This is a genomic window from Anaerotignum lactatifermentans (genome assembly GCF_014982935.1).
GTDB lineage: Bacteria > Bacillota > Clostridia > Lachnospirales > Anaerotignaceae > Anaerotignum > Anaerotignum lactatifermentans.
On record NZ_JADCKK010000020.1, the window covers coordinates 1 to 14445 of the forward strand.

Annotated in this window: 13 protein-coding genes and 1 pseudogene; 5 read left to right on the forward strand and 9 right to left on the reverse strand. The window is 40.3% G+C overall.

The features are described from left to right. Nucleotides 1-245, forward strand: a 245-nt coding sequence (locus tag INF29_RS06800; protein WP_193485461.1) for an integrase core domain-containing protein, incomplete at its 5' end; no start/stop codon positions are given. Nucleotides 246-283: 38 nt separating this feature from the next. On the opposite strand, the gene INF29_RS06805 is transcribed toward INF29_RS06800, so the two are convergent. Continuing rightward, nucleotides 284-1258: a LysR family transcriptional regulator gene (locus INF29_RS06805; protein ID WP_087990144.1), complete on the reverse strand. Its 975-nt coding sequence runs from the start codon at nucleotides 1256-1258 to the stop codon at nucleotides 284-286. 145 nt (nucleotides 1259-1403) lie between these two features. On the opposite strand from INF29_RS06805, the gene INF29_RS06810 reads away from it, so the two are divergent. From INF29_RS06810 to INF29_RS06820, 3 genes are read left to right on the forward strand one after another with little or no spacing between them, the layout of a single operon-like run. Then, nucleotides 1404-2537 (forward strand): DUF819 family protein, encoded by a 1134-nt coding sequence (locus INF29_RS06810; protein ID WP_193485464.1) that lies wholly within the window; start codon nucleotides 1404-1406, stop codon nucleotides 2535-2537. Further along, a complete protein-coding gene (locus INF29_RS14920; RefSeq protein WP_193485465.1) occupies nucleotides 2513-2602 on the forward strand; it encodes a DUF819 family protein in 90 nt (29 codons plus the stop codon). The genes INF29_RS06810 and INF29_RS14920 overlap by 25 nt, the downstream gene beginning before the upstream one ends. A 25-nt stretch (nucleotides 2603-2627) precedes the next feature. Beyond that, a complete protein-coding gene (locus tag INF29_RS06820; protein WP_193485467.1) occupies nucleotides 2628-4223 on the forward strand; it encodes an N-acyl-D-amino-acid deacylase family protein in 1596 nt (531 codons plus the stop codon). A 298-nt stretch (nucleotides 4224-4521) separates the two neighbouring features. Here INF29_RS06820 and INF29_RS06825 read toward each other — a convergent pair whose 3' ends face one another. Beyond that, a complete protein-coding gene (locus tag INF29_RS06825) occupies nucleotides 4522-5178 on the reverse strand; it encodes a YigZ family protein (RefSeq protein ID WP_193485469.1) in 657 nt (218 codons plus the stop codon). A 118-nt stretch (nucleotides 5179-5296) separates the two neighbouring features. Here INF29_RS06825 and INF29_RS06830 point away from each other — a divergent pair, with 118 nt between their 5' ends. Further along, nucleotides 5297-5476 (forward strand): hypothetical protein, encoded by a 180-nt coding sequence (locus INF29_RS06830; RefSeq protein WP_022254111.1) that lies wholly within the window; start codon nucleotides 5297-5299, stop codon nucleotides 5474-5476. 95 nt (nucleotides 5477-5571) lie between these two features. Here INF29_RS06830 and clpB read toward each other — a convergent pair whose 3' ends face one another. From clpB to INF29_RS06870, 7 genes and pseudogenes are all read right to left on the reverse strand, one after another. Continuing rightward, nucleotides 5572-8160: an ATP-dependent chaperone ClpB gene (clpB, locus tag INF29_RS06835; RefSeq protein WP_193485471.1), complete on the reverse strand. Its 2589-nt coding sequence runs from the start codon at nucleotides 8158-8160 to the stop codon at nucleotides 5572-5574. Nucleotides 8161-8451: 291 nt separating this feature from the next. Next, on the reverse strand, nucleotides 8452-9138 hold the full coding sequence (locus INF29_RS06840; protein ID WP_193485473.1) for a tetratricopeptide repeat protein: 687 nt from the start codon (nucleotides 9136-9138) through the stop codon (nucleotides 8452-8454). Nucleotides 9139-9304: 166 nt separating this feature from the next. Beyond that, nucleotides 9305-9934: a zf-HC2 domain-containing protein gene (locus INF29_RS06845; RefSeq protein ID WP_193485475.1), complete on the reverse strand. Its 630-nt coding sequence runs from the start codon at nucleotides 9932-9934 to the stop codon at nucleotides 9305-9307. Then, nucleotides 9915-10418 carry an RNA polymerase sigma factor gene (locus tag INF29_RS06850; RefSeq protein WP_193485477.1) on the reverse strand — a complete coding sequence of 168 codons (504 nt, stop codon included), beginning with the start codon at nucleotides 10416-10418 and terminating at the stop codon, nucleotides 9915-9917. The genes INF29_RS06845 and INF29_RS06850 overlap by 20 nt, the downstream gene beginning before the upstream one ends. Before the next feature lie 219 nt (nucleotides 10419-10637). Beyond that, nucleotides 10638-11768: a sigma-54 interaction domain-containing protein gene (locus INF29_RS06855; RefSeq protein WP_193485479.1), complete on the reverse strand. Its 1131-nt coding sequence runs from the start codon at nucleotides 11766-11768 to the stop codon at nucleotides 10638-10640. Between the two features lie 117 nt (nucleotides 11769-11885). Further along, nucleotides 11886-13243, reverse strand: a pseudogene (locus INF29_RS15335) (BCCT family transporter). Between the two features lie 19 nt (nucleotides 13244-13262). Beyond that, on the reverse strand, nucleotides 13263-14435 hold the full coding sequence (locus INF29_RS06870) for a CaiB/BaiF CoA transferase family protein (protein ID WP_193485485.1): 1173 nt from the start codon (nucleotides 14433-14435) through the stop codon (nucleotides 13263-13265). Nucleotides 14436-14445: the final 10 nt, after the last annotated feature.

Consider the following 14445-nt stretch of genomic DNA (forward strand, 5'->3'; position numbering starts at 1 on the left):
GAATCCGTCATAAACTGATCCGTCCTTTCACACCCCGTCATAACGGGAAAGTGGAACGCAGCCACCGGAAGGATAACGAGCGGTTTTATGCCACCCATACCTTTTATTCCTTTGAGGACTTTTCCAGGCAGCTCCAAGTCTATAACCGTAGGGACTATAATCTGTTCCCTATGAGACCTCTGGGTTGGAAATCCCCACAGACTGTCCTGAAGGAATTTATTAAGGAGGGTGTAACATATGTTTGACAAACCCACAAACCCCTAAATAACATACAAAAATGTCATCATCTATCGTTATCAAGTTTTTTTCCCTTATGTTTTTCATTATTTTCTTTTTCATCTAAAAATAATGATTCGATTTTCTGCATGAATTCAACTGCCAGTGCTGAATGATACGTATCCTTTCGATAGACCCAACCAATTTCAAAATCAAATGGCGCATCTTTAATAGGCAAAACCTGTGCATACGAAAAGAATGGAACATTTTTGTAAGCTGGTGTACAATTTACAACACAGGCATAAGCATTTTTATTTTGGATAAACTCATGAGCAGTTGTTCTGTCATTTACCTCAATCAATGTTTTTGCTCCCATAACTGTGCGCATTTTTTTATTCACAACATCCAAAATAGGAAATTTTTCAGCAATAATCGTTAAAGGGAATTCATGCAATTCTTTGATGCTTATTTCCTTTTGATCTCTTTCAACCTGATGATGAACAGAAAACATCGCTGCTGGTTTACTGCTGTAAATCGGTTCATAAATAATATCATCAATTTCCATTTTGGCAAGCCATTTTCTTTTATCAATGGTAGGTATTGAAATCAATCCTAGTTCCACAGAACGGTCATACACATCCATGAGAATTTCAGACACAGATGTCTGGTTATAACGAAAATTGACAGCTGAATTTTCGTAGCGTTCCATGAGATCCCGAAAAACCACTTGGGCAAACAGAAGATAAGAAACTGATACAGAAAATGACAACGGAATTTGTGCTGCGGAAAAATCTTTCGCAGCATACTCTATCTGATCTGCATATTTCAACAATCCCTGCGCATTTTGGATAAATATTTTTCCAAACTCGGTCAGTTGGATTCCATTATAAGATCTGATAAATATTTTCTGCTGCAGCTCATGCTCCAGTGACTTCAAAGAATTACTAATATATGGCTGTGAAAGAAATAGATTTTGTGCTGCTTTGTTAATGGAACCTGACTGATAAATGCTTAATACCTGCCGTATCTGTTCAATCTTCATCACTCCACCTCCCGTTATATTATAACATATTTTTATAACCCGTGCCAGTTTTACATATTACCTTTTTTACCCTTGTTTCACATATAATAAACTTATCCAATCGGTTGGTGGCAATGAAGGATTATTTCAGAAAGGGTGTGTGATTATGACATCTTGGATTCAGGCAGACGATACTTTATACCTTTGGATGGTCGTTGTTCTGGTAACAGCCATAGCCATCACCATTGAGCAGAAATGGAAATGGGGCGCACGTATCAGCAGCTGTGTCATGTGTATTGCAGGCGGTATGATTCTGGCAAATTTAAAAATCATACCATTTACTTCCCCTGTTTATGACAGCATCGGAAATATATTATTATTACTTGCTATTCCTCTGCTGCTCTTCAAATCAGATATTCGAAAAATCTACAAATCCAGCGGTACCACATTTTTGATCTTTAATATCTGTGCAGTCAGTGCTTTTCTGGCATCTTGCCTGCTGCCTTTGATTTTCAGAAATGTAGACAATATCGCAAAATTCTCTGCTATGTACAGTGTTGCAGCCGTAGGCGGTACCGTTAATGCTGTTGCAGTTACACAGATTTTTGACGTACCTACAGACATGCTGAATGGTCTTGGGTTGGTTGGTAATTTTACAGTTGCTATGATTGTATTCTTTTTCGGACAATTTTGCCGCACGCGCTTCTTCCGTACAAAATTCAATCATCCTCATATTGATGAATATGAACAAGAATTGGCAAAAGGCGGAAATCCTGACGGAACAACAGAAGCAGCCATGTACTGGAAAAGTAAAGGCATTTCTTTGAAAGACATCGCGCAGGCAATGGCAATCACATTTGTTATTGTCAGTGTCAGTCAACTGATTTCCGGTGCCATCAACGCAAACAGCAGCAATTTTATCATCAAGCAGCTCTTTGGCAGCGTTTATCTGGTCATGACATTGCTGACTACCATCGTTGCAACGGTATTCCCCAAATTCATGTCCAATGTAAAAGGTTCTGATGAACTGGGGAACATCATGCTGCTTATGTGGTTTGTAACCATTGGCTGTTCTGCAAACCTTGTACAGATCATTCAATACGGCGGTCTGATTATCTGCGCATTCTGCATCGTATTCTCTGTCATGTGTCTGCTGGTATTCTCCATTGGCAAAATCTTTAAATTTGACTTGGAAGAAATGATGGTTGGCATTATTGCCGCCATTGGTGACCTCCTACTGCTGCTGCCCTTTCCATCAGCATGGGTTGGAAAAAAATGGTCGTTCCCGGTGTACTGGTAGGTCTTTACGGCTACATCATCGGTAATTATATCGGCGTGCTTGTCGGAAATATTTTCGGCGCTTAAACAATGAAAGAAAAGAGGTTTCAACATGTTAGATATTCTGATTCAAAACGGTTCTATCATTGATGGAACAGGAAAAAAAGCATATATAGGTGATATTGGTGTTTCAGGCGGAAAGATTACATTTCATACAGACAAAGAATCTGCCGCTCACATAATCAATGCTTCCGGTAAAATTGTCTGTCCTGGCTTCATTGATTTTCATTCCCATGGTGACATGGTGCTTGGTCAGAATTTCGCAAAATTATGCAAAGTTTCTCAAGGGATCACAACAGAAATCGCTGGTCAGTGCGGTTCTTCCATGTTTCCTGTAAGACCAGAAAAATTAGATTTATATCAAACACTGCTCTCTGTTGGAACAGCCACATATCCTGATGACATGCCAAACTGGACAACCTTTGCTCGCTATTTAGAATATGCCAAACAAGTTCCTCTTGCAGCAAACATTAAATTTTTGGTAGGTCACGGTTCTCTGCGCCTTGCAGTTATGGGATATGCATGCAGAAAGCCTACAAAGGAAGAACTGGAGCAAATGAAAACATTACTGCGAGAATGTATGGAAAATGGTGCCCTTGGCATGAGTTCCGGCCTGATCTATACACCCAGTGCTTATGCAGAAACAGAAGAACTCATTGAACTTGCGAAAGTGGTTGCAGAATATGATGGACTGTATGCTACACATATGCGCAATGAATCTTATGATGTAGTCAATTCTGTAAAAGAAGCCATTGAAATTGGCAGACAAAGTGGTGTACGCGTCAGCATTTCTCACCACAAAGTCTGTGGTAAGCCAAATTGGGGATTGTCCCAAGAAACACTGAAACTGGTAGAAGATGCTATTGCAGAAGGCATTCGCATCACTTTGGATCAATATCCATATACCGCTTCCATGACCCATTTGAATGCCTGTATCCCCCCTTGGTATTTCACCGAAGGCATTCCAGCAATGGCAGAAAAGCTGAAAGACCCAGATATTCGTAAAAAATTAAAAGCTGAAATTGAAGATCCAAAAACGCCTTTTGACAACTATGTTCAAAATTGTGGTGGATACGCAGGTGTTTTTATTTCCTCCTGCCCTGTAACCCATGAAGCAGAAGGCATGTTCTTGAGCGATTATGCGGCACAAAAAGGCATTGATCCATTTGACGCCCTTTGTGACCTTCTGGTCATGAATGGCGGTGTGGGAACAGCCATTTACCATTGTATGTCTGAAGAAGACCTGAACCGGATATTCACCTTTCCCCATACTGTTGTAGGAACTGACGGCATTTGCCGTGCTATGGAAGAAAAAGCGCATCCCCGCTCTTTCGGTACGTTTGTCCGCGCTATTTGTCACTTCCATAAGGAAAAAAATCTCATGGCTCTGGAAGATGTTATCCGCAAAATGACTTCTCTGCCTGCCAGCCGTGCAATGCTTTCCAACAAAGGTATTCTGGCAGAAGGCTATGATGCCGACATCAATATTTTTGATCTGGAACAATTAGAAGATACTCCAAACTATGTACATTCTAATCAAGTATGCAAAGGTATGGAAACCGTCATTGTCAATGGGGTAGTGGTTTACGAAAATGGCAGCCTCACAGGGCAACACGGCGGAAAAATCCTACTGCATCATAACAAATAAAACGAAATAGCACATAACTTCCCATATTCGGATTACATATCCGAGATTCTCTCTCTGAAAAGCCCTTTATACTCCCCATAAAGGGCTTTTGACATTACGAAAAAGTCAGAATCTCCGCATGAAAACAAAGAAAGCTGAAATCCTTATGCTACAAAGGATTCCAGCTTTCTTATTTTTACAATGACTTTATTAGATATGTTTCTTCTGAAGAATGTTATCTTTAAGGGAAGCCTGCTTTTTTCATGCTGACTTCTTATTGACTTTACACTGCAAAAATAGATTCCTACCATCTGCTCTGTCATTGTTCCATAAGCTGCAATGTTTCATTCTGCCAAACACCAAAGACTTCATCCATCTTTTCCGCAACCTGTTTGCCTTTCATGATATCCAGCATCTTCTTTTCAAAAGCTTCAGACTGTTCCGATTCTACCAGCACGCAAAACTGCACCTGATCGGTATACTGGGTATCATGAAGCACATGACCATCCTGCAAAATTTCATACTGTACTTTTCCAGAATCTGTGTAATCCACCGTCACAAAATAACGGCTATACAGCACCAATTCCGCAATACCAGCTGCCAACAATCCTTCTTTTGCAGCTTTGCCATAAGCACGCACCAGACCGCCGGTTCCAAGAAGAGTACCGCCAAAATATCTGGTTACCACAATGGCAGTATCTTTCACGTCTTCCCCTTTCAGAACATTCAACACCGGCATACCCGCTGTGCCCTGGGGTTCACCATCGTCACTAAAACGCTGGATTTCATTTCTTTCACCAATCTGATAGGCAAAAACATTATGGGTTGCATCCCAATATTTCTTTTTCAATTCATCGATAAAACTTCTGGCTTCTTCCTCTGTTTTGACTGGGCGAACAGTCGCAATAAAACGGGATTTCTTTTCCACAATTTCCGCTTCCGCCTGTGCCAGAATGGTTTTATATTTTTTCAACATAAGCAATCACCTTGCTTTAGTATACCAAAAAGCTGCAATCCACTCAAGAAAGAAACCGCATAAAAGCTATATTTTTTGCGCAGAATAATGCTGACAAACAAAAAGGAGGAATACAGACATGGCTGGACAAAAATATCAGGATCTCGCAGATTTACTGCTGCACAACGAACGGGCAAAACATTTTTACAAAGGCTTACCTGACACTACACAAATCGCATTATCCAACAACAGCAGTTCCATCTGCTCCATGGAAGACCTGCGGAATTTTGTAAGTACCGTAGAACAGAAAAAGAAATAAGGTTTCCCTACAAAACAATAACCCCATGGAACAACAGTTTTTTGTCATTCCATGGGGTTTCTCTATTCTTTGGAGGTCATTGCAAAGAACAGATATTATTTTGCTGTAATGCTGTATTCACCGTTTTCTACATCTACAACCAAAGTTGTGCCCTGATCAATATCACCAGCAATGATCTTCCGTGCCAACAATGTTTCGATGTCACGCTGTACCAGACGTTTCAGCGGTCTTGCACCAAAGGCAGGGTCATAACCAGTTTCTACGATATAATCTTTTGCACGTTCTGTCAGTTCACATTTCAGCTGTTTATCTGCCAGACGTTTGTTCAGATCTTTCATAATCAGGTCAATGATATGGGTGATGTTATCCTTTGTCAGAGGTTTGTAGAATACGATTTCATCCAGTCTGTTCAGGAATTCAGGACGGAAGGAATGATGCAGCAATTCTTCTACCTGATTTCTTGCTTCCTGGGTGATTTCGCCGTTGGCATCAATGCCTTCCAGCAGATAATTGGAACCTAGGTTGCTTGTCAGGATGATAACGGTATTCTTGAAGTCAACGGTTCTGCCCTGAGAGTCTGTGATTCGACCATCATCCAATACCTGCAGCAGAATATTGAACACATCGGGATGTGCTTTTTCCACTTCATCGAACAGGATGACGGAATAAGGTTTTCTCCGAACGGCTTCTGTCAGCTGACCGCCTTCTTCATAACCTACATATCCAGGAGGCGCACCAATCAGACGAGACACACTGAATTTTTCCATATATTCAGTCATATCGATTCTGACCATATTCTTTTCATCATCAAACAGACATTCTGCCAATGTTTTTGCCAATTCTGTTTTACCAACACCTGTGGGACCCAAGAACATGAAGGAACCAATAGGTCTGTTCGGGCTCTGGATACCAGCACGGCTTCTCAGGATTGCTTCCGCAACTTTCTGAACGGCTTCATCCTGCCCTACCACTCTTTCGTGGAGGATATCTTCCAGATGCAGCAGTTTTTCACGTTCGCCTTCCATCAGTTTGGCTACAGGAATACCTGTCCAACGTTCGATGATACGAGCGATTTCTTCCTCGGTTACTTTATCACGCAGCAATGTGTTTTTGTTGCCGTTTTCTTCAGCTTCCCGTTCTTTTTCTTCCAGTTCTTTCTGGAGCTGAGGCAGTTTGCCGTATTTCAGTTCTGCGGCTTTATTCAGATCATATTTCCGTTCAGCTGCTTCGATTTCCGCATTGACATCTTCGATCTGTTCACGGAGTTTCTGAACGACACCGATAGCATCTTTTTCGTTTTCCCATTTTGCTTTCAAAGTTGCAAACTGGTCACGCATTTCTGCCAATTCTTTCTGGATTTCTTCCAGATGTTCTTTGGACAGTTTATCATCCTCTTTTTTCAGAGCTGCTTCTTCGATTTCATGCTGGATGATTTTTCTCTGGATAACATCCAGTTCTGTAGGCATGGAATCCATTTCTGTACGAATCATGGCACAAGCTTCATCCACCAGGTCGATGGCTTTATCTGGCAGGAATCTGTCAGAGATATAACGGTTGGACAATGTTGCAGCCGCAATCATAGCCTGGTCCTGAATTTTTACACCATGATATACTTCATACCGTTCTTTCAGACCACGCAGAATTGCGATGGTATCTTCTACGGTAGGTTCGTTTACCACAACAGGCTGGAAACGACGTTCCAGAGCAGGATCTTTTTCGATATACTGTTTATATTCATTCAGTGTGGTTGCACCGATACAATGCAGTTCCCCTCTTGCCAGCATAGGTTTCAGCAGGTTACCTGCATCCATGGCGCCATCGGATTTCCCTGCACCAACAATGGTGTGCAGTTCATCGATGAACAGAATGATTTTACCTTCACTCTTTTTGACTTCATTCAAAACAGCTTTCAGACGTTCTTCAAATTCACCTCTGAATTTTGCGCCTGCAATGAGGGCACCCATATCCAGAGAGAAAATGGTCTTGTCTTTCAGGCTGTTGGGAACATCTTCTTTCACAATACGCTGTGCCAGACCTTCTGCGATGGCTGTTTTACCAACACCGGGTTCACCAATCAGCACAGGGTTGTTTTTGGTTTTTCTGGACAGAATACGGATGACGTTACGGATTTCATCGTCACGACCGATCACAGGGTCCAGTTTTTTGCTTCTTGCTTTTTCCACCAGATCAGTACCATATTTCTTCAAAGCATCATAAGTTGCTTCAGGAGAATCACTGGTTACACGGGTGTTGCCACGTACGGTTGCCAGAATTTTCATAAAGCCTTCTTTGGTGATGTTATACTGACGGAAAATTTCTTTCAGCGCCGCATTAGGGCTGTTCACCATTGCCATGAAAATATGTTCTACGGATACATATTCGTCTGTCATGTTTTCTGCCAGTTTTTCTGCTGCTGTCAGTGTTTTTTCCAAGTCAGAAGAAACATATGTCTGTCCGCCTGTTGCACGAGGCAGTTTTTTCACTTCGTTTTCTGCTGCCTGCAGCAAACCGTTTACATTCACATTCATTTTCTGCATCAGCTGGGGGATCAAACCTTCATCCTGCGTCAGCAATGTAACCAGCAGATGCTGTTGATCCATCTGGGGGTTACCGTATTCCACTGCCATAGATTGGGCGTTCTGAATGGCCTCCAGAGATTTCTGTGTAAATTTTTGTAAGTTCATAACCATTCCACCTTTCTCCATTTAGAATCTATTCAAAATTTAGGTTATTTCCTTTTGAATACGATATTATTATACATTGTTAGCACTCACTTGTAAAGAGTGCTAACAAAACTTTTTGCACAAACTTTCCGAAAAATATCAATATTTATTATGCATTTTTCCATTATTTACACAAACATGACGGACTTTTCAGGCTTCCTTCCTCTTTGATTCTTCTCCCAGCCACAAATCTTCAAAATAAAAAACTGCTGATATTCCACATATAAATGAGTGTCAACAGTTTTTTGATATTTATGTAGGTTCTCCTTTGATTGCCTCTAACTTACCGGAAATTTCTTGAAAAGCTTTCTGAAATGGTGGTGCATCATATGTCTGTTTTGCTTTTTCCAGTAAATCTTCCGCTTCCTGATAATCTTTTTTCATGATGGCCATCAATGTATCAAGGATCGCAATATTGGCGCCATAGCTTTTCCCTCCCCGAAACTTCTGAAAGAGCTGCACATTTGCCTGATATAACGCGGTTGCTTTTTCATATTGATTGGTTTCAAAATAACAAATGAAAAGGTTGATACAATAAACCACATTCACAACAGCACCTTTTCTTTGTTTTTCGGACAATCCTTCCAGTATTTCAACGGCTTCCTTAAATCGTTTTTGCTCCATATATCCCGCTGTCAGATTTAAGCGCAGGGTATTCTGCAAATATCGTCCTTTCGCCGTTTTCAGCAATGCCTGCATTCCTTCAATGTACGCCTGCGGTTTCTCCTCAAGCAGTTGTTCCGACAGAATTCTTACCTTTTTGAAATAATATCGGTTATATAGTATATTAAACAACACTGCACCAATTACAATAACAATCGCGGCGATGTAATAGCCACGCATGAAAACATCCTCATCAATATGAAATGATTTTTGAATGAGTAATGCGACGATGCCGATACAAACACCAATGATAAAAATCTTCATAATGCGCTTCATTCGCATTCCCCCTTATTTCTCTATGCCCTTTTATTTTTGAATCTTACCATAAAGGTCCAAAAGAATCTATTTCAAAATTCTTAATTATAGAAAAAACCAAAACGATAAAAGGTTCTTCTGCAATATTTGATTACAGTAGAACCTTCTTATCTTTTATCAAATCCAATTATATAATTCGAATCATCACAAAATCCCCATCTGCTTTTACTTCCACTTGATAGTCTGTATTGCGTTTCAATTCTTCTAGGGAAGCACTCTCTCCCGGCTCAAGGGTCTGCTCATCTATGACGATATTCCCTTCTGTATCACTGATTCTGAAAGTAACTGCCGATGTACTGTCAATGTGGACGACCATCTTCTTTTTGCAGATCAGATGGTCATAGTTCAAATATTCCTCTCCATTAAAATCAACTGGTTTCCACGCATCTTCTGTATGAATATCACGTAATACAACCATGTTATCTTCCGTGAAAAAATCATATACCTCCCCCACATTCGTATATACCATATAACCTGATATGATAACAGCAATGGTTACAAAAACTGTCACAACCGCAGTCAATATTCTCTTGATTTTTAGCTGATGCTTCAGTTCTTTTAATATTTTTTCATTTTCTTCCTGAATTTTAGGTGCAGACGGAAAAACAAATTCCTGACGCATGATTTCAAAATCCTTTTTACAATTCTCACAAGTCTGCAAATGCATCTCAACAACCTGTGTCGTTTCTTCGCTCAGAATTCCTTCTATATATAACGGCAATAAATCCTTCGCAATACTACAACCGATTTTTTCCATTCTCTATCCCCTCCATATATTCGATAATCTCTTTTTTTTCACGATAAAATGTCACACGCGCCCAATTGGGTGTTTTTCCAAATAACGCAGCAATCTTTTCAAAAGGAAGCTCCCCGAATACACGCAAAGTAAATACCTCTTTATATGGCTCTCTCATCTGATGAAGAAACTGGTGAACAAGCAGCGCACTCTCCTCATCTACGATTTTACTGGTAAAAGATGTCTGACTGATAAGAGGCATCTTTTCTATCTCTTCTGCAACATATATTTTCTGGCGTTTACAATGGGTATAGTATGTATTCCTTGCAATGGTAAACAGCCAGGCGCGTATATCTTTTCTGCCATCAAAAGTATCAATTGTTTTCAGTGATTTTGTAAAAGTTTCCTGCGTGATTTCTTCTGCCAAATCTTCGCTGGCCGATATACTTCGTAAAAATAGAAAAACATCTTTGAAATATCGTTGATATACACTTTCAAAGTCCACCCATTTTCACCACCTTTCACTATAATAACAATCGAAGCTTGAAAACATTACAAGTTTTTTGAAAAAAGTCTCAAACAAAACGGTAGGAAATTCGGCTGTAAGAACACACCAAATTTTCTACCGTTTTAGAATTCTATAAAAAAGCTTTTTCATGGTATCTGTATACAAGGAATCGGACACAGAAAATTTTTTTTAAAAAACTACCATTCCTCCCATGATTTAAGGAATATATTTTTTAATCAGTCGATATGCTGTTGGCTGGCTGACACCTAAAGCCTGGGCAACCTTCACGCTGTTTTGATATTTCTGATAAGCTTCCTGCACCATTTTGCGCTCCACATCTTCTAATGCTTCCCGCAGACTTTTCTTTTCAGAAGTTATATCCTGTTTTTCTTCATATTTATTTTCCCCAATATCAAAAATCATTTTGGGTAAATTTTCCGCTTTGATTTCTTTGCCGTTTGTCAGCACCACTACTTTTTCCATGACATGAGATAATTCGCGTACATTGCCAGACCATTTATAGCGGAGCAGAATTTCCATGGCATCTTCGGAAAGGGTGTGATTTCGAAAATGACATTCATTATATTTGTCCAAATAATGCCGAATCAGGACTTCGATATCATTTTTTCTCTCACGCAAAGGCGGAATGGAAACTTCAAAAATATTGAGCCGATAATACAAGTCTTCCCGAAATGTTTTGGCTTTTACCATATCAGCCAGATTTCGATTGGTTGCCGCAATGATTTTCACATCCACCTTCTGCTTCTTTTCGCTTCCCAGTGCCATAAATTCCTGATCCTGAATAAAATGAAGCAGTTTTCCCTGCAAATCATAAGGAATTTCCGATATTTCATCCAGAAACAGCGTTCCGCCATCTGCGATTTCCACAATTCCCTTTTTGCCTGCGGTATTCGCGCCGGAAAACGCCCCTTTTTTATAGCCAAACAATTCGGATTCAATGAGGTTTGGGTTCATGCAGGCGCAATTGACGGCAACGAAAGGCTTGTGTTTGCGGATACTTTGCTGATGCATATATTTTGCCAGAAATGTTTTGCCTGTTCCCGTTCCCCCCAGAATCAGACATGGATTTTTGACATTTTTGATTTTTCCAATGGTTTCCATAACGCTTTTCATATTCTCACTGGCATACAAAAAGCTTTCTTCCCGGGGTTCTGTTCCATCTGTAATTTCCAGAAAAGCTTCTTCCGCTTTACCCATTTTGTTGTAATTATAAATATCATTGACATTTTGGGCTACATACTTGATATTCCCCTGCTCATCGAATATAGGAACAGAGATGGTGATGATGTCCAGACCTAGATTCGTGATTTGCCTTTTTACGACCATCTTCTTTTTTCGTATACTTCAGGTAATGTGGAATTGCTCCAGTAAGTTTCATCCAATTGTGAAAAATGCGTCCCAATCAGTTCCTCTGCTGTTTTTCCATAATGTCTTTCAGCCGCTTTATTTACAAAAACCAATGGGTTCTTCCCCATTTTTCAGCACTCTGGTGATGGTAGAGGACAATGTGAAAGAGGTTGCATCCAAAGTTGTTGCTAAGAACAGAATGATAACAACAAGATACAGAACCATCGCTACTTTGGAGAACGGCAGCGCATTGATGGTAGCCGTTGCAATCATTTCAGATTGACCATTTGCCAGCATAGCAGGTACATCCAGAATGCCGTCCATACGCAATCCCTGCTGGAATGCTGTTACGCTGCCAAAGAACAGGAACAAGCCTGCAGTACCTGTAATCAGCATATTGATGATGATTTCTCTGACAGTTCTGCCTTTGGAAATCTTTGCAACAAACAAACCTGTGAATGGTCCAAATACCAGCCAATATACAAAATAAAATACGGTCCAGTCCTGGGGATAGCCGCTTCTGGCCACGGGATCTGTCCAAAGGGTCATTCTGACGAATTCTGTTGAGAGAATACCAAGGGAGTTCACCAAAGAATCCAGAATAAACTGTGTATTGCCTGCGATAAAAATGAAAATCAAAAGTGCAATACAGAAATAACATTCCAGTCACTGATTTTTCGCATACCTTTTTCAATCCCTACCAGAGAGGAAATGGAATACAGAACGGCTGTGCCAATCAATACCATTACCATCAAAGTGAAGGATGTGGAAATACCAATCAAATCTGCAATGGCAGCTGCAATGGTAGATGCAGAGGAACCGGCAGAAATACAAATAGAACCAACGGCTGCAAAGATGAAAATAAAGTTTACAATTTTACCAAACCATCCGTTTACCGCTTTTTCTCCCAGAGAATATTTGCATAAAGCACCGAAACGCAGTTCATTATCTTTCTTAATGTAATAATGATAAGCGAAAGGCAGTACAAAAATACACAGCAATGCCCAAGCTGCCGGACCCCAGTCAAAAATCGCATAAGTCAAGGATAATTCATAAGCATATGCTTCGGAAATGGGCGCACCAGCTAAGGCAGGTGCAGCATTAAAATGATATCCCCATTCCAAAAATGCCCAGTAAACAGTTCCTGCACCCAAACCTGTAAAAAACATCATAGCTACCCAGCTCATGGCTTTAAACTCCGGTTTGCAGTTGCCAAAACGAATATTTCCGTATTTGGAAAAAGCCAGTGCTACCAGAAAAATCAATACAATGACAGTAAAGAACTGCATCACAGAGCCAAATGTATATGTCAACGCATGCATAACCTGCGCACCAATTGCCTTTCCAGCTTCTGGATACAAAGTCATGCCAATCATCAAAGCAAGAATGATCACAATGCTGACGATCATCAATCCGACTTCATATTTCTCATTGAGTTTTTTCTTTTCATTCATACAATCTCCCCCTTATCTATCAGATTACCTTTGCTTCTTTTAACGCACTGATTTTTTCTTCCGTATAACCTAACTGCTGTAAAATTGCATCGGTATGTTCACCCAATGTTGGAGAGGGAATATTTGTAACAGGCTTGTTTTCTGACAAATGAATGGGATTTCCCACCAGTTTTACAGGTCCCATGACGGGATCTTCCACTTCAATAACCATATCTCTCGCCAGCAATTGGGGGTTTTCTAAAGATTCTGCAATGCCCATAACAGAGGAGACCGCGATGGAAGAACCATCAAATAAAGCTTCCGCTTCTTTGGATGTGTAATCTTTCAATTTCGCTTCAATCAAAGTTTTCAATTCTGCTTGCTTGTCCAAACGCTGTACATTGGTTTCGTATTCTTCTATATCAGGCAATCCCAAGATATTACAGAATGTTTTCCACTGACTGTCGTCTTTCACAGTAATGGCAATATAGTCGTCTTTTGTTTGATAAACATCGCTTGGAGCCACGTAATGACTAGCGTTTCCGGAACGGCTGATTACCTTGCCATTGTTGGCATATTCTAAAACGGGATATTCCAAAAGTCCAAACAGCGCCCCCAGCATCGTAACATCAATCTGTTGACCTTTTCCTGTTTTCTGTCTATGGTGGAAAGCGATCATCAATCCCAGTAACAACAGCAATCCTGTATAACTGTCACCGATTGCCGGTCCAATTTTTGTGGGACCTTTATCAGCAAATCCGTTCACATCCATAATACCGCTCATGGCTTGGATGACATTGTCATATGCCGGATATTTGGATAATTCGCCTTTTGTTCCGAAGCCAGAAATAGTAGCGTAGATAATATCTGGTTTTACCTGTTTCATCTGCTCGTAGCCTACGCCATATTTTTCCAAAGTACCCGCTTTGAAATTGGAGCACACAATGTCCGCATCTTTAATCAAATCATAGATGATTTTCTGTCCCTCTTTGCTTTTGATGTCCATTGCAATGCTTTTTTTACCTCTGTTAAATGAAGCATAGTAAGCACTATAATCATTTTTAAATGGTCCCCATGTTCTTGCCTGATCTCCGCCGTCAACACGCTCAATTTTAATGACTTCCGCACCATAATCCGCTAAAAATAATGAGCAGAAAGGACCGGCATATGCATGTGTGAAGTCAACCACTTTTACTCCGTCTAAAAATCCCATATGATACAAC